General features: G+C 67.6%; 27 protein-coding genes. 6 read left to right on the forward strand and 21 right to left on the reverse strand.

All coding sequences use genetic code 11. The features are described from left to right. Positions 1 to 38: 38 nt before the first annotated feature. From JCR33_RS03915 to JCR33_RS03985, 15 genes are all read right to left on the reverse strand, one after another. A complete protein-coding gene (locus tag JCR33_RS03915; protein ID WP_232372209.1) occupies positions 39 to 377 on the reverse strand; it encodes a gene transfer agent family protein in 339 nt (112 codons plus the stop codon). 7 nt (positions 378 to 384) lie between these two features. Continuing rightward, the gene (locus JCR33_RS03920; protein ID WP_198880713.1) at positions 385 to 798 is read right to left on the reverse strand and encodes a phage major tail protein, TP901-1 family; all 414 of its coding nucleotides are present in this window, start codon (positions 796 to 798) and stop codon (positions 385 to 387) included. Between the two features lie 13 nt (positions 799 to 811). Continuing rightward, a complete protein-coding gene (locus tag JCR33_RS03925; protein ID WP_198880714.1) occupies positions 812 to 1213 on the reverse strand; it encodes a DUF3168 domain-containing protein in 402 nt (133 codons plus the stop codon). Next, positions 1210 to 1536, reverse strand: a complete 327-nt coding sequence (locus JCR33_RS03930) for a phage head closure protein (RefSeq protein WP_198880715.1) — start codon at positions 1534 to 1536, stop codon at positions 1210 to 1212. Before JCR33_RS03930 ends, JCR33_RS03925 begins: the two co-directional genes overlap by 4 nt. Beyond that, on the reverse strand, positions 1533 to 2105 hold the full coding sequence (locus JCR33_RS03935) for a head-tail connector protein (protein WP_198880716.1): 573 nt from the start codon (positions 2103 to 2105) through the stop codon (positions 1533 to 1535). The genes JCR33_RS03930 and JCR33_RS03935 overlap by 4 nt, the downstream gene beginning before the upstream one ends. A 114-nt stretch (positions 2106 to 2219) precedes the next feature. After that, positions 2220 to 3434, reverse strand: a complete 1215-nt coding sequence (locus JCR33_RS03940; RefSeq protein ID WP_232372210.1) for a phage major capsid protein — start codon at positions 3432 to 3434, stop codon at positions 2220 to 2222. 15 nt (positions 3435 to 3449) lie between these two features. After that, a complete protein-coding gene (locus JCR33_RS03945) occupies positions 3450 to 4016 on the reverse strand; it encodes an HK97 family phage prohead protease (RefSeq protein WP_198880718.1) in 567 nt (188 codons plus the stop codon). Continuing rightward, a complete protein-coding gene (locus JCR33_RS03950; protein ID WP_211110051.1) occupies positions 4013 to 4168 on the reverse strand; it encodes a hypothetical protein in 156 nt (51 codons plus the stop codon). Before JCR33_RS03950 ends, JCR33_RS03945 begins: the two co-directional genes overlap by 4 nt. Positions 4169 to 4188: 20 nt before the next feature. Continuing rightward, complete coding sequence (locus JCR33_RS03955) at positions 4189 to 4374, reverse strand: hypothetical protein (protein WP_198880720.1); 186 nt, start codon at positions 4372 to 4374, stop codon at positions 4189 to 4191. Further along, entirely contained in the window at positions 4374 to 5537 is a 1164-nt protein-coding gene (locus JCR33_RS03960; RefSeq protein ID WP_198880721.1) for a phage portal protein, read from the reverse strand. Before JCR33_RS03960 ends, JCR33_RS03955 begins: the two co-directional genes overlap by 1 nt. Positions 5538 to 5649: 112 nt before the next feature. Then, a complete protein-coding gene (locus tag JCR33_RS03965) occupies positions 5650 to 6918 on the reverse strand; it encodes a DNA-packaging protein (RefSeq protein WP_232372238.1) in 1269 nt (422 codons plus the stop codon). An 83-nt stretch (positions 6919 to 7001) separates the two neighbouring features. Next, on the reverse strand, positions 7002 to 7334 hold the full coding sequence (locus JCR33_RS03970; protein WP_198880722.1) for a hypothetical protein: 333 nt from the start codon (positions 7332 to 7334) through the stop codon (positions 7002 to 7004). 224 nt (positions 7335 to 7558) lie between these two features. Next, the gene (locus JCR33_RS03975) at positions 7559 to 8035 is read right to left on the reverse strand and encodes a YcgN family cysteine cluster protein (RefSeq protein ID WP_198880723.1); all 477 of its coding nucleotides are present in this window, start codon (positions 8033 to 8035) and stop codon (positions 7559 to 7561) included. Beyond that, complete coding sequence (locus tag JCR33_RS03980) at positions 8028 to 8393, reverse strand: DUF1491 family protein (RefSeq protein ID WP_332461113.1); 366 nt, start codon at positions 8391 to 8393, stop codon at positions 8028 to 8030. Before JCR33_RS03980 ends, JCR33_RS03975 begins: the two co-directional genes overlap by 8 nt. 15 nt (positions 8394 to 8408) lie before the next feature. Continuing rightward, positions 8409 to 9125 (reverse strand): peptidoglycan-binding domain-containing protein, encoded by a 717-nt coding sequence (locus JCR33_RS03985; protein ID WP_198880725.1) that lies wholly within the window; start codon positions 9123 to 9125, stop codon positions 8409 to 8411. Positions 9126 to 9279: 154 nt separating this feature from the next. Between JCR33_RS03985 and JCR33_RS03990 the strand changes: the two genes are divergently transcribed. Together JCR33_RS03990 and gpt are read left to right on the forward strand one after the other, a co-directional pair. Further along, positions 9280 to 9633, forward strand: a complete 354-nt coding sequence (locus JCR33_RS03990; RefSeq protein ID WP_198880726.1) for a hypothetical protein — start codon at positions 9280 to 9282, stop codon at positions 9631 to 9633. Continuing rightward, positions 9630 to 10133 carry a xanthine phosphoribosyltransferase gene (gpt, locus tag JCR33_RS03995; protein ID WP_198880727.1) on the forward strand — a complete coding sequence of 168 codons (504 nt, stop codon included), beginning with the start codon at positions 9630 to 9632 and terminating at the stop codon, positions 10131 to 10133. The genes JCR33_RS03990 and gpt overlap by 4 nt, the downstream gene beginning before the upstream one ends. Positions 10134 to 10151: 18 nt before the next feature. Here gpt and rnd read toward each other — a convergent pair whose 3' ends face one another. Genes rnd through JCR33_RS04015 form a run of 4 tightly spaced genes read right to left on the reverse strand, consistent with a single transcriptional unit; the run spans position 10152 to position 16131 of the window. After that, positions 10152 to 11417, reverse strand: coding sequence for a ribonuclease D (gene rnd, locus JCR33_RS04000; protein ID WP_198880728.1), 1266 nt, complete (start codon positions 11415 to 11417; stop codon positions 10152 to 10154). 17 nt (positions 11418 to 11434) lie between these two features. Next, the gene (locus JCR33_RS04005; RefSeq protein WP_332461114.1) at positions 11435 to 12586 is read right to left on the reverse strand and encodes an osmoprotectant NAGGN system M42 family peptidase; all 1152 of its coding nucleotides are present in this window, start codon (positions 12584 to 12586) and stop codon (positions 11435 to 11437) included. Then, positions 12574 to 14346, reverse strand: a complete 1773-nt coding sequence (gene ngg / locus JCR33_RS04010) for an N-acetylglutaminylglutamine synthetase (RefSeq protein WP_198880729.1) — start codon at positions 14344 to 14346, stop codon at positions 12574 to 12576. The genes JCR33_RS04005 and ngg overlap by 13 nt, the downstream gene beginning before the upstream one ends. Positions 14347 to 14355: 9 nt before the next feature. Beyond that, complete coding sequence (locus tag JCR33_RS04015) at positions 14356 to 16131, reverse strand: N-acetylglutaminylglutamine amidotransferase (RefSeq protein WP_198880730.1); 1776 nt, start codon at positions 16129 to 16131, stop codon at positions 14356 to 14358. A 317-nt stretch (positions 16132 to 16448) separates the two neighbouring features. Here JCR33_RS04015 and JCR33_RS04020 point away from each other — a divergent pair, with 317 nt between their 5' ends. The 3 genes from JCR33_RS04020 to JCR33_RS04030 all read left to right on the forward strand — a co-directional run bounded on the left by JCR33_RS04020 (position 16449) and on the right by JCR33_RS04030 (position 19193). After that, positions 16449 to 17195 carry a phosphatase PAP2 family protein gene (locus JCR33_RS04020; protein ID WP_211110053.1) on the forward strand — a complete coding sequence of 249 codons (747 nt, stop codon included), beginning with the start codon at positions 16449 to 16451 and terminating at the stop codon, positions 17193 to 17195. 176 nt (positions 17196 to 17371) lie between these two features. Beyond that, positions 17372 to 18250 carry a cation diffusion facilitator family transporter gene (locus JCR33_RS04025; RefSeq protein ID WP_198880752.1) on the forward strand — a complete coding sequence of 293 codons (879 nt, stop codon included), beginning with the start codon at positions 17372 to 17374 and terminating at the stop codon, positions 18248 to 18250. Positions 18251 to 18527: 277 nt separating this feature from the next. Next, positions 18528 to 19193: an acyltransferase gene (locus JCR33_RS04030; protein WP_198880731.1), complete on the forward strand. Its 666-nt coding sequence runs from the start codon at positions 18528 to 18530 to the stop codon at positions 19191 to 19193. Between the two features lie 124 nt (positions 19194 to 19317). Here JCR33_RS04030 and JCR33_RS04035 read toward each other — a convergent pair whose 3' ends face one another. Both JCR33_RS04035 and JCR33_RS04040 read right to left on the reverse strand, forming a co-directional pair. Then, positions 19318 to 19524 carry a hypothetical protein gene (locus JCR33_RS04035; RefSeq protein ID WP_198880732.1) on the reverse strand — a complete coding sequence of 69 codons (207 nt, stop codon included), beginning with the start codon at positions 19522 to 19524 and terminating at the stop codon, positions 19318 to 19320. Further along, positions 19521 to 20267 carry a COG4280 domain-containing protein gene (locus JCR33_RS04040; RefSeq protein ID WP_408628749.1) on the reverse strand — a complete coding sequence of 249 codons (747 nt, stop codon included), beginning with the start codon at positions 20265 to 20267 and terminating at the stop codon, positions 19521 to 19523. The genes JCR33_RS04035 and JCR33_RS04040 overlap by 4 nt, the downstream gene beginning before the upstream one ends. On the opposite strand from JCR33_RS04040, the gene JCR33_RS04045 reads away from it, so the two are divergent. After that, positions 20188 to 21231, forward strand: a complete 1044-nt coding sequence (locus JCR33_RS04045) for a MurR/RpiR family transcriptional regulator (protein ID WP_198880734.1) — start codon at positions 20188 to 20190, stop codon at positions 21229 to 21231. The genes JCR33_RS04040 and JCR33_RS04045 overlap by 80 nt on opposite strands. Positions 21232 to 21362: the final 131 nt, after the last annotated feature.

Consider the following 21362-nt stretch of genomic DNA (forward strand, 5'->3'; position numbering starts at 1 on the left):
ACGCCAAGGAAACGGCCGCGCCGGCGACGCGGCCCCGCTCAAGAAGGGTCGCCGCCCTCCCGCTCCGTGCCGCCGAACGTCGCCGTCAGCAGCGCCGACACGATGGCGGCGAACCCCACCGCACCACCCTCGGCGGTCATCCGCGCCACCTGGTCGTCGTCCACGGGATTGCCGGCGCCGCGCAGTCCGGCGCCAATGATCTTGACCGCATCGCGCGCCGAAAGCTCACCATTAGAAAATCGCGCCACCAGCGCGGTCATGTCCGAGACACGAAACGCCGTCTCGAGCTCCGCCAGCGCGCCGAGCGTCAGGCAGAGCGTCCACGCCCGCCCGTCGAGCACCGCCGTCACTTCACCCCGATGAGGATTGGCCATCATACCCTCCTCAAAGCGTGGTGAAGACGAGCTGACCGGCGGACTCCATGGCGATCTCGTAGACCACCTCCCCGTCATAGGTGCCGCCATATTCGAGCGCCGTCACCTGAAAGGGGCCGGAGATGGTGCCGAAGTCGGGCACCACCACCTGCCAGTCCCGCACCGCACCGTCGAAGAAGATCGTCCGCACCACGGCGTCGGACGTCGCATCCTTGAAGATGCCCGAGCCCGCGAGGTTCGCCCGCTTCACCCCGGCCCCGTCGAGCAGCTCGCGCCATTGGCCGGCCGACTCCTGGTCGGTCACATCGACCGTCTCGGCGCCGAACGAGATGCGGCGCGAGCGCAAGCCCGCCACCGTCACGAACGCCCCCGCCCCCGACTGGTCCACCTTCAACAGAAGGTCCTTGCCCATCTGCGCCGCCATCGCGCGCCCTCCTTCAGATTGCTTCGGTCAGCGCGCGGAATCGCAACCGCGCCACATAGGCGCGCCGATCGCGGCTCGCCCGTACGCTGGTCTCGCGATGGGCGAGCCCATCGAGCCGGTGGCCGTCGAGCGTCAACGCCGCCCCGTCGAGCAGCCCCACGACGCGCTCGGCGATGTCGGAAGCCTCCCGGCGCCCCGCCGCGCGCGAATGCACCAGGATCTCGAAGCGATGCTCGACCGTTCCCGCCGCATCGCCGTCGAGAGCGCGGCTCGCCATCTCGCCGAACGCCACGAAAGGATAGTCCGCCCCCCGCGGCACCTCGTCGAACACGCCGGAAAGGAGCGCATCGAGCGCCGCATCCCCCGTGAGCGCGCCATAGACGGCCTCGAGCAGCGCATGCCGTGCTTCGCTCATCGCTGTTCCTCCTCGCAGAGGCAGCGCAGGAAGCGACGCTGCGGGTCCTCGTCCTCCACGGCGAGCACGCGATAGCGCGTCCCGTCGACGACGAGGCGCACGCCACCCGTCACATCGGCCCGCCGCCGCATGGTGACGCGGTGCGTGACCACCCCCACGGCGCGCCCGTCGTCGACGGTCTCGCGCCGTCGCCGCGCTTCCACACGACCGAACACCGAGGCCACCACCTCGTAGGTGCGGCTCACGCCGCCGGCGCCGTCGGCCGTCTCCACCGCCGCCTCGATGTCGATGCGGCGCCGCAGCTCCCCGATCCGCGGAGTCATGCGAGCCTCGGCATCCGATAGGGCGCGAGCAACGCCGCGACGCCGCTCGTCACCGGCTCCGTCACCGCTCCGACGCGCGCCGCCTCGCGCTCCTCGAACCAGTAGGCGATGAGCAGCAGCACCGCCTGCTTCAACGGCGCGGGAACGTCCTCCGGATCGCCGTAGCCGACGGTGACGTCCACCTCGATCCCGTTCATCGCCCGCGCACCCCAGAAGCGCCCGGCGGCGAACTTCAGCCGGCCCGGGGCGGAGGCGCTGTCCACCTCGTAGTCGTCGGACGACACCACCGTCGGCGTCCCGTCTTGCGCATAGACCGTCACCGCATCGACGCTCTGAATGGGCGCCGGCGCCAGACGGATCACCCCGCCGCGCGGCACCCCATCGCGCACGATGCGCCAGCCCTGCGTCACGAGCGCCCGGCCGGTGCGGTTCTCCACCTCCATGCGCGCCGCGGTGATCAGGGCGTCAACGCGCCCGTCCTCGGCATTTCCGTCGATGCGCGCATGCGCCTTGGCCTCGTCACGCGTCACAGGCTCCGCCTGCGGCGCCGTCACCAGGATCGCCACCATCATGCCACCCGAATGTTGAAGACCACGGCCGTCCCGGCCGAAACACGAACGGGCCGACCCCAAGGGCCGGCCCGCGCTCCGCCACCCTGCCTGGGTGGCCGCCTCCGCCAGAGATCAGGCGGAGAATTGCAGCATCTTGATCGCGTCGAAGTCCTGCACACCGCCACCCACGCGCTTGGTCGTGTAGAAGAGCACGTAGGGCTTGGAGGAATAGGGATCGCGCAGGATCTTCAGCCCCTGGCGATCGACGATCAGATAGCCGCGACGGAAGTCGCCGAAGGCGATGGCGGGCTCGTCCGTGGCGATGTCGGGCATGTCCTCGGCCTCGACCACCGGGAAGTTGAGCAGCGAGGCACGGGCGCCCGGGATCGCCGGCGGCATCCACAGATAGCTGCCGTCACCGTCCTTCATCTTGCGCACGGCCGCCTGGGTGGAGCGGTTCATCACGAAGTGCGCGTTCTGCCGATAGCCCGCCTTCAGCGTGTAGACGAGGTCGATCAGCTTGTCGGCCGGGGTGCTGACCGGGAAGCCGCCGTTGACGCCGGTCTTCACCACGCCGATGTTGCCCCACGACCAGGAGCTCTCCTCCACCAGCGTATAGTCGGTGAAACCGCGCGGCTTGCTGGTGCCGGTGCCGGCGACGAACGCAGCCGTCTCCTGCTCGGCGAAGGCCGTCTCGATCTCGTCGGCGAGCCACTGGTCCATGTCCACGGCGGTATCGTCGAGCAGCGTCGCCGTGGCCGCCGGCATCGCATAGAGCTCCATCGTGTCGAACTTCAGCTCCGACAGGGTCGGCGCGTCGGTCACGTCGCGATCGGCGGTCTCGGCGACCCAGCCCGTTACCGGCCCGGCGCTGGTGATCGGCTTCTTGTAGGTCGCCCCCGACACCTGCCGTACGGCGGCGATGGAGCGGATCGGCGAGATCGCGGTCAGACGCCGCATCACCTCGGCCTCCACCTCCACCGGAACGGTGAAGCCGGCATCGGACGCCCCGCCGGTCAGCGCCTTCTTCTCGAGCGCCCGGAGCCCGGTCTCGTTGCCGGCCCGCACATAGCCCTCGAAGGCGGCCTTGTGCTCGTTCGGCCCCGCGACCACGGCACCGCCGAGCGACGGGCGGTGCGACTTCAGCACCATCTCGTCCATGCGACGCTGGTTGGCGTCGAGCGCCGCCTCGACGCGGGCGAGCTTGTCGGTCGTCACCACATCGGCGCCGCTCTTGTGCTCGAGCTCGGCGAGACGGCGGTCGTTGGTCTCGCGAAAGACCTCGAACGCCCCCATGAAGTCGGTAAACGCCTGCGCCAGATCGGCCTTCGTTTCAGGCGCACTCATCTCGTTATCCATTGATCACCTCGTTTGACGAAGAAGCGCCGTTGTCCGACGCAGCCGGGCAATCAGCCCCGCGTCCACGGCAGTCCCGGAGGCCTCGCCCCCCGCGCCGCGACCTGAGCCGGCCGCCCGCGCCCTCGCCTCCGGCAGCATCGGGGCACTCACCACCGACACCTCCCAGAGGTCGATTTCGATCAGCCGGCGCACCCGCGTCCGCCGATCCTCCTCGGCCGCCACCGTGCGAAAGCCGATGGACAGCCCGTCGAGCCGTCCCTCGGCCATGCGCCGCCCGGCGGCGGCCGCGGTGGCGGACCGGCCGAGCCGCCCCTCCACCCATAGTCCGCGCCGGTCTTCCTCGATGGCGAGCCATGTTCCGATGGGCTTGCCGGGATCGTGCTCCAAGAGCATCCCGACGCGATCGAGCCCCTTCTCGCGCAGCGAGCGGGCGAACGCCCCCGCCATCACCACGTCGCCGGAAAGATCCACCCGACCGAACAGCGAGGCGTAGCCGCAGAACCGCCCCTCGGCGTCGACACTTCCCACAAGACTCGCGAACTTCGTTTCCGGCGCCCGCGCGCGCCTCATCGGACGGCTCTCCGCCGGAGGCTGACGACGCGCGGCTCCTGCCGCACCCGATCGGCCACGATCTGCCGCGCCACGTTCTCGGCGAACGCGTCGAAGGTGGGCTGATGGTCCACCTGCTCCATAAATGTCAGCCGTATCACCGGCTGCGACATTGCCCGCATCCATCTGACCATCAGTCTTGTCCGAACAGTGAGTTGAGCTTGGCGATCGCGGTCACGAAGTCCGAGAAGCGCCGGTTCGAGCGGGCAAGCTCGCGCATCGTCCAGATCAGGAGGCCGGACGAGGCCGTCGCCCAAAGAAAAAGAGCGAGGTGCGCCAGGTCACCTCGCTCCACCACGCTCTGCGTGAGAGGGTCCATCACTCATCCGCGGCGGCGCCGCCCCCCTCGGGGTTGTCGATGCCGTAGCCCACGGCGATGCGCTTCTCATCCCGGGTCAGGAAGTCGGCCTTCGCGACCCGATCCCACAGCGCCTCCCGCTCGACCGACAGCGCCTCGATCTGATCGGCATCGAAGCCGAGCCGCAGCGTCGGTCCCCACGCGGCGCCGAGCCAGTTGCCCATCGCCTGCACGGTCCGGTTCACCAGCGGCAGCACCGTCTGGCGCCAGAACGCCCGGTTCGCCTCGCGATAGTTGGAATAGGTGGAATCGCCCGGGATCCCGAGGAGCATCGGCGGCACCCCGAAGGCCAGAGCGATCTCCCGCGCCGCCTGGTTCTTCGCCTCGATAAAGTCCATGTCGCGAGGGCTCATCGCCATGGTCTTCCAATCGAGCCCGCCTTCCAGAAGCAGCGGCCGCCCGGCATTGCGCGCACCGGTATAGCCGTCTTCGAGCTCCGCCTTCAGCCGCTCGAACTGCTCGTCGCTGAGATGACCCTCGCCGGTATAGACGAGCGCCCCGGACGGCCGCGCCGCATTGTCGAGCAGTGCCTTCGACCAGGCGCCCGCCGCATTGTGGATGTCGAGGCTCGTCTGTGCCGCCTCGATGGGCGCGAAGCCATAGTGATCGTCGAGCGGATGGAAGAGCGACAGGTGCAGGATCGGCGGCGGCGTCCCCTCCTGCGCAAAGCGCACCGTCCGCGCCCCGGCAGAATATTCGAACGCCTGGGGCCACCCATCAGGCCCCGGCACCACCTTCATGCGGTCGGGGCGCAGCGAGAACAGCTCGCGCGGTGCCCCGTCGAGCGCCACCACCTCCAGATAGGCGTTGCCGGCGACGAGCAGGTGCCCGTAGAGCACCTCCATCAACGCCGCCCCCGACTGTGCCGGATTGGGTCGCCGCAGGAGATCGAGCAGCGGATGCCGCTCGATCTCCTGTTCCCCGTCATAGAGAAGCCAGGGAGCCGATGCCGCCGCCTCCGCGATCATCCGCACGGAGCGGTAGACGATGGCGTTTTTCGCAAAGCCCTCTCGCGCCAGCGAAGCATAGTCGCGCGGCGTCCAGGCCGCGCGGCCGAGCGGCTCGATCGTCATCAGCCGGCCCACCCGCGAGGCCTTCTGTTCGCGTGTGCCAAAGATGCCCATCGCACCCCTTTCCCAGAAGCTGACGCCATGGCGCCGCCCCGCCCGTTCCCGAAATCGCCCGACCAACAAAAAAGGGGGCCACCGGCCCCCTTCGATCGTCACCCGACAGGTCTCATCCGAACCGCCGCACCCGCGGCGACGCCCCCGTCGGCTCGAGCATCAACACCGTCAGCGCCCACACGAGCGCATCGATCCGGTCCGGCGACACGCCCTCTGCGGTCCCCGCCGGCACGAAATTGCACATCTGGTCCTCGAGCTCGGCGAACACCCCCGCGTGGCGCACTCGGCCCTGCCCGTAGAGAAGCGCCACCGGCTCGGCGCGCGTCCACTTGCCCCGGCTCGCCCGAACCGTCTGCACCGGCACCGTCGGATCGGCTTCACGCACGATGGTTTCCACCATCTCGCCGCCCTGGTTCACCTCCGCCACCAAGCGGTCGGCCCCGAGCGTGTGGTAGAGCGACACCGCCCGCTCCGCCCACACCTTGGGGCCGGCCCGCGCGATCGTGGCGTCGGCGAGCACATAGGCATGGCCGTCCGATCCGAGACCGGCCGCCACGATCCCACAGGCCGCCGATCGCGCCCCACTCGTCGCCGGCGGATCGATCGCCACCACGATGCGCTGCAGCGCCGGCGCTTCGGCAACGCGACCACGGTCGATCTCGTCACGCGACCACAACGCGTCGTCGCGATCCTCGATCAACTCACCGTCGAGCTCCTGGCGACCGAGCCGCGTGCCGCGATAGCGCCCCACCACCGTCTCCAAGAAGCCGGGCGCGAGGTTCAGCGCGTTCGCATCCGTCGCCATCCGCGTCAGCGCAGTGCGAGGGTCATCCATCAAACGACGCAGCAACGGCACCGGCCGCGGCGTCGTCGTCACCATCTGCCGCGGCCTTTCGCCGAGGCGAAGCGCAAACTGCAGCATGTCCCACGAGGCGTCGGGGTCGGGCCACTTGGCGAGCTCGTCGGCCCATGCCGCGCCGAACTGCGGCCCCCGCAAGCTCTCCGGGTCCGTCGCCGAAAAGATCTGCGCCACCGCCCCGTTCGACCATTCGAGGCGACGGCGCGAGGGCTGCCACTCCGGCCGTTCGCGTGGCGGCGACACCGCCAGCAGGCCGGATATCCCCTCCACCATCACCTCGCGTGCGTCGGCCAGCGTCTCGCCGACCAGCGCGATCCGACCGACCGGCGCCTTCGCATAAGGCGTTTTTCCGGTGGCCATGCCGCGCACCCACTCGGCGCCGGCGCGGGTCTTGCCGGCGCCCCGCCCCCCCAGCACCAGCCACGTCGTCCAGCGTCCGTCGGGCGGCATCTGCTCCGGTCGCGCCCAGACCTCCCAGTCGCCCAGCAGCGTCTCGGCAAGCTCCGGCGTCAGCCCGGCCAGAAACTCGTCCGCCTGGCCACGCCGAAAGCATGCGATCAGCGCTTGCCGCAGATTGTAGGCGGAGGTCCGTCGCCTTACCCCGGTCAATGCGACCCCTCGTCGGGGATCGCCTGCGCCTTGGTCTTCCGCTTCGACGCGGGGTTGAGCCGCGCCAGACGGTCGGCGATCTCGGCGCGCATCCCATCGGTGTCGGCCGGCGTCTGTTCGCTCCCCGCCGACACCTTGCGGTCGAGCGAAATCAGCGTCTCGAGGGTGCGCGCCAGCCCGCTCAACAGCTTGGTGTCCTCGAGGATCTCGGCGCCACCGTGCGAGGCGGCGCGCTCCTCGATGTCGCGCACCTGCATCGCGAAGGCGGCGAACAAGCGGCTCACCAGCCCTTCCCGGCTCTCGCGGTCGTCGGCTGCGATGTCGATCATGCCATCTTCCCCCTCTCCCGCTGAGCGTTGGTCCGAAATGGCGGCACCACCAGTCGGCGCCGCTCACCGCCCGGGACAACAAAAAACGCGCCGCCCAAAGGCGACGCGTCCAAAATCCCAAGCCGATGATCAGCCTCAGCCGACCGGTGAGCCCATTCAACCAACCCCGCCGCAAGCCCAACTCTGCGACAGTAGCAACCTTCTACCCCAGCACCGTTGCGCTGTCAACCTATAATTTCATCTTCATCGGCCACAACCTCTTCGTTGGGCCAATCGACGATCCGCGCCTCATATTCTTCCACCGGCACGTCGTCCTCCGAGGTCACCCTGCCGCGCACGGAAACCCCGGCACGGTGCACACTCTCCGGGTCGCCCGACACCAGCGGATGCCACCACGCAAGGTCGCGCCCCTCGGCGACGCGCCGATAGCCGCAGGTCACGGGCAGCCACGTCAGCTTGCGCACCGCCTCAGGCGTCAACTGCACGCAGTCCGGCACCACCTCGCTCCGGCGTGCGTAGTCGCGACACCGGCAGGTCCCCTCGTCGAGCAGCGTGCACGCGACGTCGGTCCAGGCGATCTCGCCGGTGTCCCAGTCTTCCAGCTTGTTGAGACAGCATCGTCCGCAGCCATCGCACAAGGATTCCCACTCCTCAGGCGACATCTCCTCCAGCGACTTCACCCTCCAGAAGGGCTCAGCCATGCTCGTCGGTCGTCAGAAAGCTCCGCCCGTCGCGATCCTCGACCGTCACGACCCAAAGATCGTCGTCGAACCTCGCCTCGCGCTCCAGGCGTTCGGCCACGGCAATGTTCGTGGCGTTCTCCATCACCTTCTCGAACACGCGCCCGCCGCCCCCCGGCTGCGGTCCGTAGAGGTCCGTCCCGCTGCGGTGCAGACATTCGATGAAGATTGCCCCTGCGCTGTCGTCACCACGACGCGAGATGGCGGCAAACGCGCCCTGTCCGGAGCAACGGCGCACATACGCCATCACCCACACACCGGACTTAAGACGAGGCAACGAGGCGGCCTCGTCGTCATGATCGTGCGTTGATATTCTCACACGCGCGAAGTGGTGTCAGGCATCGCCCCCGGCAAGCGCTTTCAGCACCGAAGGCGACAATCCGCCGTCCAAACCGCGCGATTCCGCGAAGCGATTGACCGCTTCCCGCGTCCTCGGGCCCATCATGCCGTCGACGGTGAGCGGCCCGAACCCCTTCTCGTTGAGAAGACGCTGAATCTGCGACACGTCCATCGCCGAGACAGGATGCGCCGCAGCGGACGCCTTGGCCGGCGGCATTGCCGTGGCGCCGCTTCCCCCGGCGGTCAGCAAAGTCAGGCTCGGCTCACCCGTCATCGGCAGGCCATGCGCCTCCTCGAAGCGCCGAATGGCGTCCGACGTGGCGCTGTCGAGAACCCCGTCGTCGGGCCCCGAATAGTAGCCTGCCTCGGCCAACACCGCCTGGACACGCTGCACGAGATCGGACTGCTCGTCGTCCGCGCCGGCATCGCCGGTCAGCGCCGCGATCGGATCGTCCGTCCCGCTGTGGGAGGCCACCACCTGCCGCACCTCGGTGTCGTCGCTAGCGGCGCCCCAGATCGGCGCGGGGTGCCGCTCATTCTGTTGCCAGAGCGCATTGGCGCCCACCGCGGACGCCACGCCCGCGCAAAGGACGACCACCAACACACTCACCCTGCGGCGGGCGACACGCCGACGAACGCGGCGCGACAACCGACCCACAGCAGCCGCCCAATCTTCGATGGGCATATGTTCGATCCGTTCGGTCAGTCGCACGTCGGGCACCTCCTGGCGCAACGTTCCCACAAAGCCGTGAAAAGGGTGTTAAACACCGCCTCACCCAACCCGACACAATCCGATCCTTGATCCAAACCCGCGCGTTACCGCCAGGCGCTAGGGTCAACCCGTTCAAACGATCGGACAAAAGCCCATGACATTTCTTCTCAAGCTCGCTGCACTGGTGTTCGTCGTCGTCATGCTCGCCCCGATCATCGGTGCCAACACCCAGTTCGGCCAGGTCATCGGATCCGCCGTCGACGACGTAAGCACCTTCTGCGATCGGCGCCCTGTCACCTGCGAACAGGGCGGCGACCTCGCGCGCGCCACGGCCCGCCTGGTGGCCAGCACGGTCGACCGTCTCATCGCCAGCGCCGAGAGCCCGTCGCTCACCCCCGACGACCGCGCCCTCACTCCCACCCCGGCGGCCGAGCACAACGCGATCGCCGCGAACAACGGCCCCTCGCCGCTTGACAATCGCCCCGTTCAAGGCGACGCCAAGCCATGACGAACGACGCGCGCCTTCCCGAAAAAGCCTTCCCCGTTTCCTGGGATCAGTTCCATCGGGACTGCCGCGCGCTCGCCTGGCGCCTCAACGGCCAGGGCCCGTTCGACGCCATCGTCGCCATCACCCGTGGCGGCCTGGTGCCGAGCGCCATCGTCGCCCGCGAACTCGGCGTGCGGATCATCGACACGATCAGCGTCGTCTCCTACGGCGAGTTCAAGCAGCTCGAGAACCTCGACGTCCTGAAGGACATCGACCAGCATCTCGCCGCCCGCGATCCGAAGTCCATCCTCATCGTGGACGATCTCGTCGATACCGGAAAAACCGCCCAGCTCGTGCGTCAACGGCTGCCCGGCGCCCACCTCGCCACCGTCTACGCCAAACCGATGGGCCGCCCCCAGGTCGACACCTACGTCACCGAAGTGAGCCAGGACACCTGGATCTACTTCCCCTGGGACCTCGGCTACTCCTTCCAGCCGCCCATTCGCGGCCCGGGCGGCTGAGCGCTCGCCCGCCCCGCCTCAACCCGACGACAGGTTGGCCGCCGCCTCGCCCCCGTCGACCACTCCCGACGCCCCCTCGCCCGCATTCTTGCGACGACGACGCCGGTTTCGACCGGCCGCCGGCACCGGGTTCACCGGCCGATCACACTCGATCGTGGTGAGCCGCTTGCCGTCGAAGGCGATGGCGATCTCGCCGCCGCGCAGCTTCAGCGCAGCGTCGCCGAACACCTCCCGCCGCCAGCCCGACAAGGCCGGCGCATCGTTTCCGGCCACGATCGCTTCGAGATCGTCCACCGTGGCGATCACCTTCGGCGCCACCCCGTGCGCCTCGGCGGAGAGCTTCAGAAGCACCTTCATCAGCTCCACCGCCGACGACGCCCCCTCGATGCTCGGCTTCTTGCGCGGAATTGTCGGCAGCGTATTCGCCGGTCGCTGCAACGCCTCGTTCACCGCCCCCACCACGGCCTGGCCGAGGCGAGAGCGCTCGAAGCCCTTCCCCACCGAACGCAGCCGCGCCAAGGCTTCCGGCGTCGCCGGCCGCTGCAGCGCGATTTCGTAGATCACATCGTCCTTCATCACCCGGTTGCGCGGCACGTCCCGTTCGCGGGCCTCACGCTCGCGCAACGCGGCGATATCCTGCAGCACGGCAAGCTCCACCGGCTGCCGCGCACGCGCCTTGAGGCGCCGCCAGGCATCCTCGGGCTTCAAGTCGTAGGTATCGGGCGAGGCAAGCATCGCCATCTCCTCCGACACCCAGTCCGAGCGCCCCTTGTCGGCGAGATTGTCCCGCAGATGCACATAGACGGCGCGCAGGTGCGTCACGTCCGCGAGCGCATAGGTCAGCTGCGCATCCGTCAGCGGCCGCTCCGCCCAGTTGGTGAAGCGGGACGACTTGTCGACGATGTTGCCCGTCACCCGCTGCACGATCTGATCGTAGGCCACGCTGTCGCCGAAGCCGCACACCATCGCCGCCACCTGAGTGTCGAAGATCGGCGTCGGCACGTTGCCCGACAGGTGATGAAAGATCTCGATGTCCTGCCGCGCGGCATGAAACACCTTCATCACCCCGGGATCGGCGAGCAGCGCGAAGAGCGGGTCCAGCGCGAGCCCCTCCGCCATCGGATCGATGATGGCGGCCTCGTCCATCGACGCGATCTGGATCAAGCAGAGCTTGGGCCAGAACGTCGTCTCGCGCATGAACTCGGTATCGACCGTCACGAATTCTGCGCTGCTGAGCCGCGCGCACAAATCGGCAAGCGCCTCGGTGCCCCGAATGATCTCCATCGATCGGCTCGTCACTCCTAGAGCTGTGGTTTGCCGGGACGCGGGAAAACGTCCGCATCCTCCATCGGCTGTGTCGGAAATCCGGCGATCGACCCGATCGCCTCACGATCGCGCACGATCTCCACCGGGCTCACCGCATAGGCGGTCAAAAGCTCGGCGATCGACCGTAGCGCGTGCAGGTGCACCCTCTCATAACCATGCGAGGCGTCCACACCGAACGTCACAAGCGCGCTCCTCACGTCGTACCCCGCCTGCAGCGCCGCGGCACTGTCGGAGCGGTAATAGCGGAAGAGGTCCTTCTGATAGCGGATCTCGTTCTCTTCGCACAACTTCACCAGCTTGTGCGTCAAATGGTAGTCGAACGGGCCCGACTGATCGGCCATCGCGATGGTGACACCGAACTCCGCGCTCGCCTGCCCGGGCGCGGTGGTGCCGTTGTCGATCGCCACCAACGAGGCGACATCGTCCGTCAGCACCGAGGCCCCACCGATCCCCACCTCCTCGAAGATCGAGAAGATGAAGAAGAGGTCCACCGGCAGCTCCACCTTCTCCCGCTTCAGCGCCTCGATGGTGGCGAACAGCGTCGCCACCCCGGCCTTGTCGTCGAGATGGCGCGACACGATGAAGTCGTTGTCCATAAACTCCGACTGCGGATCGATGGCGACGAGGTCACCGATCGCAAAGCCGAGGCGCGCCAGATCCTCGTGCCCCTTGACGAGGGCGTCGACGCGCAATTCCACGTTCGACCACGACACCGGCTGCGTGTCGATCTCCTCGTTATAGACGTGGCCGGACGCCTTGAGCGGCAGGATCGTACCCCGATAGGCGCCCTTGTCGGTGAAGACGGTCGCCCGCGCACCCTCGGCAAAACGCGACGACCAGGTGCCCACCGGGACGATCTCGAGCCGCCCGTTCTCCTTCAGAAGCTTCACCTGCGCCCCGATGGTGTCGAGGTGGGCGATCATCGCGCGGGCGCCGCGCGGGCTCTTGCCCGGCAGGCGGGCGCGGATCGCGCCGCGCCGGGTGATCTCCATCTCCACCTCGAGCCGACGCAGCTCGCCCACCGCCGCCCGCACGATGGTATCGGTGTAGCCGGTCGGCGAAGCGATCGACAACAGCTCCGCCAAAGTATCCTTCAGATAGACAGTGTCGATGGTCAGGCGGGACACGTCGGCTCCGATTGGCGCGCCGCCTGCCGCGCGGCATGCGGGATGGACTGCGGAAACAAGAGGTCGATGAACCGCTCGGCCGTCGGTTGCGGCTCGTGGTTGGCGAGCCCCGGCCGCTCGTTCGCCTCGATGAAACGATAGGCCGATTCCCGGTGCGAGGGCACCATGAGGTCGACGCCGACCACCGGAATGTCGATCGCGCGCGAAACCCGCACCGCCGCGCTCACCAGCGCCGGGTGCACGTGATCGGTGACGTCGTGGATCGTCCCCCCGGTGTGGAGGTTGGCGGTGCGCCGCACCTGCACCTCGCGTCCATCGTCCGGCACGCTGTCCATCGTCAGCCCCTGTGCCTTCAGGCAGCGTTCGGTTTCACCGTCTAGCGGAATGGATGCCTCTCCCCCCGTTGCACTCGCCCGGCGCCGGCTCTGCTTCTCGATCAGCGTCCCCACCGTGGATTGCCCGTCGCCGAACACCCGCGCGGCTTTGCGGATCGCCGCGGCGACCACCCGATGGTCGATCACCACAAGGCGTAAATCATCCCCTTCGACGAACTCTTCCACCAGAACCCGCTCGCAGACCTCGCGAGCACGCATGAACGCGGCGTCCACGTCGTCGTCGGCCGTAAGCCCCACTGAAATACCCCGACCCTGCTCGCCCCGGGCTGGCTTGATGACGATCCGCTCGTGCTTGTCGAACATCGCCTTCACCGCGGCGGGGGTCTCGGCCTCGATCTCGTCGGGCACCACGATGCCGGCGCGCTCCACGATGGTCCGCGTCACCGCCTTGTCGTCGCAGATCGACATGGCGACGGCGCTCGTCATCTCCGACAGCGATTCCCGGCAGCGCAGCGAGCGCCCACCGTAGGTCAGGCGAAAGAGACCGCTGCCGGCCTCGATCACGTCGACGTCGATCCCGCGCCGCCGCGCCTCCTCCACGATGATGCGGGCGTAGGGGTTGAGGTTCACCTCCGGAGCCGGACCGGCGAACAGGCGCTCGTTGATTGGGTTCTTGCGCTTCAGCGTGTAGACCTGCAGTCGCCCGAAGCCGAGCTTCTCGTAGAGCTGGATCGCGTGCTCGTTGTCGTGCAGCACCGAAAGGTCGAGCGTCGAGCAGCCGCGGTCCTTGTAGAGTTCGGCCAGCGCGCGCACCAGCGCCTCGCCGACGCCCGAGTGGCGCGTCTGCGGATCCACCGCCAGACACCAGAGCGAGGTTCCATGCCGCGCATCGCCGAAGGCCCGGGCGTGGTCCACCCCGGTCACCGTGCCGATGATCGCGCCCGTCGCCTCGTCCTCGGCGACGAGATAGGTGAACGCCCGGCTGTCGCGCCGCCGCCAGAAGAAGTCGGGCCGGACCGGCACCATGCCGCGCGAGGCGTAGATGCGGTTCACCGCCTCCGCGTCCTCCTCGTTGGCCATGCGCCGCACGCTGAAGCCCTTGGGCTTCGTCCCCGAAGGTTCGTAGTCGGCGAGGGTCAGCCGAAAGGCGTGGCTCGGGTCGAGGAACAGCTCGAGTGGCGCCGCCGACAGCATCACGTGCGGCTCTTCCACGTAGAAGGCGATGTCGCGGCGGCCGGGCCCCTCCGCCCGCATCGCCTCCGCCAGCGCCTCCGATGTCTCGTAGGTGTCCGCGAAATGCAGCGTGCCCCATCCGCAGTCGATCGCCACGTTCATGGGGTCGGACGCCCGGCGTTGGCCGGACGCGCTCGCCGCGGCGGGCGCCTTGGCGCTCTGTCCCGCCACGACTTCGGTCTTGTTGGTCATCGGTCCCCCTCAGATCCGATGTGACTGCAACCACATCTCGAGCAGTGCCACCTGCCACAGCTCGGAGCCGCGCAGCGGTGTGATGTGGGCGGGCGGATCGGCCAGCAGCCGGTCGAGATAGTCCGGCCGGAACAGGCCGCGATCCTTGGCGGCCGGCGCATCGAGCACGCCCCGCACCATATCGAGTACCGGGCCTGAAATATACTTCAGCGCCGGTACCGGGAAATATCCCTTCTTGCGGTCGATCACCTCATGCGGGACAAGCTGCCGGGCGACGTCCTTCAGCACGCCCTTGCCCCCCTGAGCGAGCTTGTACTGCGGCGGCACCCGTGCCGCGAGCTCGCACAGCTCGTGGTCGAGGAACGGCACCCGTGCCTCGAGGCCCCACGCCATCGTCATGGCGTCCACGCGCTTCACCGGATCGTCCACCAGCATCACCGTGGAATCGATGCGCAACGCCTTATCGACCGGGTCGTCGGCCCCCGGAATGTCGAACTGCCGGCGCACGAACTCCAAGCTCACGTCATGGTCGGCGAGATAGGGTGCCGATACCTCCTGCGCCATCCTCTCGTGCGGCCGATCGAAGAACGCTTTGGCGTAGGTGGCGAGCGGGTCATTGGCCGAGGCCATCGGCGGATACCAATGATAGCCGCCGAACACCTCATCGGCCCCCTGGCCGGACTGCACCACCTTGATGTGCTTGGCGACCTCCCGCGACAGCAGGAAGAAGCCCACGTTGTCGTATGACACCATCGGCTCCGGCATCGCCGCCACCGTCGCCGGCATCTCCTCGATCATCTCCGCCGACGGGATGAAGATCTTGTGATGATCGGTCCCGAACCGCTCGGCGATCAGATCGGAATATTGATACTCGTTGCCGACCTCACCGTGCGCATCCTCGAAGCCGATGGAGAAGGTCTTCAGCCCCGTCTGCCCCGCCTCGGCAAGAAGCGCGACGATCACGGACGAATCGACGCCGCCGGACAGGAGCACCCCCACCGGCACGTCCGCCACCATGCGCCGATCGACCGACAGGCGCAGCGCATCAAGCACCCGATCGCGCCACACCTCCGCGGGCGTCTCGATGTCCTCCGCCGTGCGGGTATAGTCGACCCGCCAGTAGACCTCTTCGCGCGAACGCCCGTCCGGCTCGATCACCCTCACCGTCGCCGGCGGCAGCTTGCGCACCCCCTTCAGGATGGTGAGCGGCGGCGGCACCACGGCGTGGAACGACATATAATGATGGAGCGCCACCGGATCGATCGACGTATCGACGTCGCCGGCCGCCAGGATCGCCTGCAACGAGGAGGCGAAGCGCAGCCGCCCATCGGTCTCCGACAGGTAGAAGGGCTTGATGCCGAACCGGTCGCGCCCGAGCACCACGCGCTGGCTGTCCCGCTCGTGGATCGCAAAGGCGAACATGCCGTGGAAGCGCTTGACGCAGTCGGTTCCCCAAGCGTGATACGCCTTCAGAATCACTTCCGTATCGCCGGAGGAAAAGAACCGATAGCCCTTGCCCTCGAGCTCGCGGCGTAGCTCCGGATAGTTGTAGATGCACCCGTTGAACACGATCGAGAGGCCGAGCTCGGGATCCGTCATCGGCTGCGACGAACGCGTCGACAGGTCGATGATCGTCAGCCGACGATGGCCGAAGGCGACGCGGTCACGCGCGAGGATCCCGGCGCCGTCCGGTCCGCGCGGGGCCATCGCATCCGCCATCGCGGCCACCGCCGTCACCGATGCCGGCGCCCCGTCGAACCTCACCTCGCCGCAAATCCCGCACATAGGCTTGCACCCTCCTCTTCATTCCGTGTTGTTAGGCGACTGTTGGCCGCAATGATAGGCAAAGAGCTTCACCCCTGGCCCAAAGGGCCGCCAAAAGCGGCCCGGAGTGGTCACTTTTCGGGCACGACGCCCATCACACCCCGACGCGCAGACCCCGCCGTCAACGGGACAACCTCCTCAACCGCCCTTTGTTCCAACCACTCGCATAAGATGTGTCCGTCGCGCAAAGATTCGTGCCGCAGGGCGAAAGCATTCGCCGCTTGCCCTGCCCGCGCCAGTGTCACGGCCGCCGCTCGGCCGCCCGAGAGGAGACGAGGATGAGCCTCACCCGGGATCGGATGGTCCACTATGGCCGCTGGGCCCTCGGCACCCTCCAGCGCTTCACCGAGTTTCGCGCGCTGCTGATCGTGCTCGCCGTCACGGGTTGCGGCTGGCTCTTCATCGCCATCGCCGAGGAGGTCCTCGAGGGCGACACACACCAGCTCGACTCCGCCCTTCTCCTCGGCCTTCGCGCGCCCGGCGACATCGGCGATCCCATCGGCCCGCCTTGGGTCGAGGAGCTCGCCCGCGACTTCACCGCCCTCGGCGGCTTCGGCATCCTCGCCTCGATCACCCTCGCCGTGTGCGGCTTCCTCTACCTACAGCGCCAAGTCCGCACCATGAGCTTCCTGGCGATCGCGGTCCTCGGAGGCACCGTCGTGACCACGCTCGCCAAGCTCGCCTTTGACCGCCCGCGGCCCGAGCTCGTGTCCCACGAGGTCGCCGTCTCCAGCGCCAGCTTCCCGAGCGGCCATTCGATGCTCGCGGCGACCACCTACCTCACCCTCGCCGTCATCGTCGCCCACGCCCAACAGCGGCGGCGAATGAAGATCTACATCGTCGCCCTCGCGATCCTCGTAACCTTTGCGGTGGGGGCGAGCCGCGTCTATCTCGGCGTCCATTGGCCCACCGACGTGCTCGCCGGATGGGCCGGGGGCGCCGCCTGGGCGCTCTCTTGCTGGCTCGTCGCCCGCTGGCTGGAGCAGCGCGGCGCCATCGAACACCAGCCGGTCGAAGGCGAATAGCCCTCACCCCGGCGCCTCCTGCGGCACGTTCCCGCGACCTGCGGGCTCGTGCACCAGCGTCAGGCACGCTAGAGCTGGCTCGCTGACGGCAGAGCCGGCGCGTGCCATATCGGTACCGCCATCCGCCGCAAAGGTCCGGTCCGCAACCAGCGAGAGCACACCCCGTGTCGACCACCATGAAGCTCGCCATCGGGAGCCTGATCATCGGCTTCGTCGTCCTCGGCCTCAAAGGCCTCGCCTATTGGATGACCGGGTCGGTCGCGCTCCTGTCGGACGCCCTGGAAAGCACCGTCAACGTGGCGACGGCCTTCGCCGCCCTCTTCGCGATCCGCCTCGCCGCCCGTCCGGCTGACGCCAACCACCCCTACGGCCACCACAAGGCCGAGTTCTTCAGCGCGGTGCTCGAAGGGGTGATGATCATCATCGCCGCCATCCTGATCCTCAAGGAGTCCTACACCGCCTTCCTCACCCCCCGCGTGCTCGACGCTCCGATCGACGGCCTCCTCGTCAACGCCCTCGCGACCGTCGTCAACGCCGCCTGGTCCGCCGTGCTCCTGCGCCAGGGACGCCGACAGAAGTCCGCGGCCCTCGTCGCCGACGGCAAGCACCTCTTCACCGACGTGCTCACCTCGATCGGCGTGATCGTCGGCCTGCTCCTCGCCCTCGCCACGGGCTGGTGGCGCCTCGACGCCGCCGTCGCGAGCCTCGTCGCCGTCAACATTTTGTGGTCCGGTTCGAAGCTCGTGAAGGAATCGCTCAGCGTCCTCCTCGACGAGGCGGTGCCGGAGGAGACGCTCGGCGTCGTGCGCTCGATCATCTCCACCGAGGCCGGCGGCGCCATCGAGGCGCACGACCTGCGCACCCGCCACGCCGGCCGCGTCACCTTCATCGACTTCCACCTCGTGGTGCCCGGCGAAACCACGGTCTTCGAGGCCCACGAGATCTGCGACCGCGTCGAAGCCGCCCTCAGGGCCACGATCGCCGACGCCAAGATCACCATCCACGTCGAGCCGGAGCACAAGTCCAAACATACCGGCATCGTCGTCCTCGACTGACTCTGGTCGGTCGGACGACGGTCGCAGGTTCGGTTGTCCGAGAACGCGCGCCTCACCCAGAGGCGCTCGGTCGCCCTCGGTGATCCGTGCGCCAATGTAGACGATTTGGCGCAGGGGCCCGTCTAACCTCCCCTTGTCTCTGGTCGACCGGTCCGCTTAATGTTCATTTACGTCCGGAGACGTTGCCGCTCTTGCTGTCACCGGATCTATCCCTCTAAACAAAACGGCTTATTCAGCACGCCCGAGTATCCCCCAAGTCAATTCTTGGAGTGATGATATGAGATCGGACGTCGAAATCCATGATCGCGGCCGGGGAAACACAATCGAGATCGGCCCGATCCACCCGTTCAAACTACGGATTACAATCTTAGGAAACAACAATACAGTTCGCATCGGACCGATGGGTGTCCGCCGCCAGTTCGCAATTACGATCCGCCACAGCAACAGCTATCTTGAGATCGGTGAGGGCTGCCTCCTTCAGGGTGTCATCGGCATCGCGCAAGGCGCCACTGTGATCATCGGTCGTGAGGTTACCGCACAGCAGATCGCCATCACCGCTCAAGAGGGCCGGCGCATCACCATCGGAGACCGCTGTATGTTCGGTCGAAACGTTCATATTCGGAACTCGGACGCCCATCCCATCTTCGACGTCGCAACGCGCCAGCAAATCAATCCGGCCGCTGACACGCACATTGGTGACCACGTCTGGGGCGCCCACTCCACCACCTTTCTCAAAGGCAGCCGCATCGGGATGAACTCCGTGGTCGGTACCCACGCCACGGTGTCAGCAGGCGAATACCCAGACGGCGCGCTCCTCGTCGGAAGCCCGGCCAACGTCGTCCGCACCGGCATCATTTGGGACCGCTGGTTCGGCGACAGTTTGGACGACCCCGCCTTGTCGGGCTACCTAGCCGAGTACATCCCCGAGACCGCCGAAGGCTAGGTCGGGGAAATATTCACCCGATCGAGAATGACGGCCACGCGGCGCCGATCATCCTCATGAGTTTGCCGGGCTTTGCCATATGTCAGGTGCAGCGCGATCGTCAGGATATGGTTCGGCTCCCGACCTAGCGTCGCGCCTTGCGCATCGCGGCCTCCACGAGAAGCGCGAGACTGCCGATGACGAGCACCGCCGCGCCGATGAGCGAGGCCACATGCAACCCCTGAAGCAGAAAGGCGACCACGCCGACGAGAACGAAGATGCCGACAGCGAGGCGCAAATCGGCAAGGAACATGCCGAAGAGCTCTTTCACGACGTCGGAGAGAATGCTCACGCGACCTCCAGCCGGTTGGGCGCCAGAAGGCGGCTCGCGGCGAGGCCGGCGACCGCGAAGATGACGACGAGGCCGATAAGGGAGAGGTCCGCCCCCGGCCACACGACGCCGAGGCCCTCCCCCGTCCAGAACACGCCGAACGACGACAGCATGATTCCGACGGCGAACTTGAGCGCATTCTCCGGCACACGCGCGAGCGGCTTGCGGATCAGGGCGCCAAGGGCGAGGACGGCGAGGCAGGCTGCCAGCGCGCCACCCGCCGCGGGCCAGAGCGAACCCGCCGCCGCGCCGACGGCGATGACGATGAAGACCACCTCCAGTCCCTCGAGCAGAACCGCCTTGAACGCGGCAATCCCCGCGATCCAGTCGGCGGTCGTCTCGTGGCGAGCCGCCTCGTCACCGATCGCGCGCCTCTCGCGTTCGAAGATCGCGCTCTCGTCATGCAGCGCCATCACGCCAGCGGCCCGGAGGATCGCTTTGTGCAGCCAGCCCAGCCCGAAAAGGAGGAGCAGCACGCCGATCACGAGCTGAAGCCCGTGAAGCGGAACGAGAGCAAGCAGGGGCGCGAAGACGAGCACGATCGCCGCCAGAACGCCGAGCGCGGCAAGGGTGCCGATGCCGGCCGCCTTCCAGCCGCGCAGCGTCGCGACGGCGAGAACGATCGTGAACGCCTCCACCACCTCGACGGTCGAGGCCACGAATGCCGATCCGACCGCAGGCGCGACAGATCCCCATGATGCGATCATAGGCCACCCGATCCGTAGTAATTTCTACATGATTGAACAATTATTGTGGAATTCGCTACAGAGTCAAGCCAATCGAGAGGTGGCCATGTTCGAGACCCGGTTCGTGCAGCGGTTCGAACGGCTGAGCGCGGCTGAGCAACGGGTCGCGACCTTCATTCGCGAGCATCGCGAGGTCGCGCTCATGTCCTCGGCGACGGTCCTCGCCGACCGCACCGGCACCAGCGATGCCACCGTCGTGCGTACGGCGAAGGCTCTTGGCTTTTCTGGATTGGCCGAGCTCAAGCGCGTGCTCGCGCAGGAGATGCGACAACACCTGACGCTCGCCGAGCGCGTGGAGCGCACGCTCGCAGAGACCGGAGACAATCCCGCCGACGCCCTCGCGCTCACGCTCGGCCTCCATGAGCAGTCGATCGCAGCTCTGCGACGGTCGGTGACGTCCGACGACATTCGCACAGCCGTGGGCTTGATCGGGGACGCGCGTCGCGTCGCCGTGTTCGGTCTGGGACCGACGAGTGCGGTGGTGAACTACTTCGTGCTGCAGATGGCGCGCATGGGTCTCGACGCGCTCGCGCTCACCAACGGCGGCCTCCTGTTTGCCGACGACGTCGCGCGGCTGCGCGCCGGTGACCTCGTCGTCGCATTCGCCTACGGGCGCCTCTATTCGGAGTTGGCCGTCCTCCTCGAGGCTGCCGCACAGAGCAACGTCCCGGTCATCCTCGTCACCGACACTCTCGGCCCCCGCCTCGGACCGCGCGTCCGTCTGGTGCTGACGGCCCCACGCGGACGGGCGGACCTTCTCAGCATGCACGCGACGACCATGGTTCTCGTCGAAGCCCTGCTGATCGGCCTCGCCATGAAGCGACGTTCGGCAACGATCGCGAGCCTGCGCTCCCTCAACGCCGCCCGAGAGCGCCTCGCCGGCGAAGCCACCCGCCTCCGCCTCGACGAAGACGACACGTAAGCCGACCGGCTCGACTTCCGAGCGAGGGCGCCAGAAGCATCGGATTAACACTCGAAATCCACCAGCTCACTGAGAGCACCTGGGGAGACGTTGTTGCCGCCGCTGGAAAACTGACCCGGTCGCCGACTGAA

Source organism: Acuticoccus mangrovi, assembly GCF_016411865.1.
GTDB lineage: Bacteria > Pseudomonadota > Alphaproteobacteria > Rhizobiales > Amorphaceae > Acuticoccus > Acuticoccus mangrovi.

Coding starts and splice junctions, on each gene's coding strand:
- JCR33_RS03970 (WP_198880722.1), bottom strand. CDS start 7,334: ATGATCGACATCGCAGCCGACGACCGCGAGAGCCGGGAAGGGCTGGTG.
- JCR33_RS04030 (WP_198880731.1), top strand. CDS start 18,528: ATGAGATCGGACGTCGAAATCCATGATCGCGGCCGGGGAAACACAATC.
- ngg (WP_198880729.1), bottom strand. CDS start 14,346: ATGACCAACAAGACCGAAGTCGTGGCGGGACAGAGCGCCAAGGCGCCC.
- JCR33_RS03915 (WP_232372209.1), bottom strand. CDS start 377: ATGATGGCCAATCCTCATCGGGGTGAAGTGACGGCGGTGCTCGACGGG.
- JCR33_RS03975 (WP_198880723.1), bottom strand. CDS start 8,035: ATGGCTGAGCCCTTCTGGAGGGTGAAGTCGCTGGAGGAGATGTCGCCT.
- JCR33_RS04025 (WP_198880752.1), top strand. CDS start 17,372: ATGAAGCTCGCCATCGGGAGCCTGATCATCGGCTTCGTCGTCCTCGGC.
- JCR33_RS03990 (WP_198880726.1), top strand. CDS start 9,280: ATGACATTTCTTCTCAAGCTCGCTGCACTGGTGTTCGTCGTCGTCATG.
- JCR33_RS03930 (WP_198880715.1), bottom strand. CDS start 1,536: ATGACTCCGCGGATCGGGGAGCTGCGGCGCCGCATCGACATCGAGGCG.
- JCR33_RS03920 (WP_198880713.1), bottom strand. CDS start 798: ATGGCGGCGCAGATGGGCAAGGACCTTCTGTTGAAGGTGGACCAGTCG.
- JCR33_RS03950 (WP_211110051.1), bottom strand. CDS start 4,168: ATGTCGCAGCCGGTGATACGGCTGACATTTATGGAGCAGGTGGACCAT.
- gpt (WP_198880727.1), top strand. CDS start 9,630: ATGACGAACGACGCGCGCCTTCCCGAAAAAGCCTTCCCCGTTTCCTGG.
- JCR33_RS03925 (WP_198880714.1), bottom strand. CDS start 1,213: ATGAGCGAAGCACGGCATGCGCTGCTCGAGGCCGTCTATGGCGCGCTC.
- rnd (WP_198880728.1), bottom strand. CDS start 11,417: ATGGAGATCATTCGGGGCACCGAGGCGCTTGCCGATTTGTGCGCGCGG.
- JCR33_RS04020 (WP_211110053.1), top strand. CDS start 16,449: ATGAGCCTCACCCGGGATCGGATGGTCCACTATGGCCGCTGGGCCCTC.
- JCR33_RS03945 (WP_198880718.1), bottom strand. CDS start 4,016: ATGAGGCGCGCGCGGGCGCCGGAAACGAAGTTCGCGAGTCTTGTGGGA.
- JCR33_RS04015 (WP_198880730.1), bottom strand. CDS start 16,131: ATGTGCGGGATTTGCGGCGAGGTGAGGTTCGACGGGGCGCCGGCATCG.
- JCR33_RS03940 (WP_232372210.1), bottom strand. CDS start 3,434: ATGAGTGCGCCTGAAACGAAGGCCGATCTGGCGCAGGCGTTTACCGAC.
- JCR33_RS03955 (WP_198880720.1), bottom strand. CDS start 4,374: ATGGACCCTCTCACGCAGAGCGTGGTGGAGCGAGGTGACCTGGCGCAC.
- JCR33_RS03960 (WP_198880721.1), bottom strand. CDS start 5,537: ATGGGCATCTTTGGCACACGCGAACAGAAGGCCTCGCGGGTGGGCCGG.
- JCR33_RS03935 (WP_198880716.1), bottom strand. CDS start 2,105: ATGGTGGCGATCCTGGTGACGGCGCCGCAGGCGGAGCCTGTGACGCGT.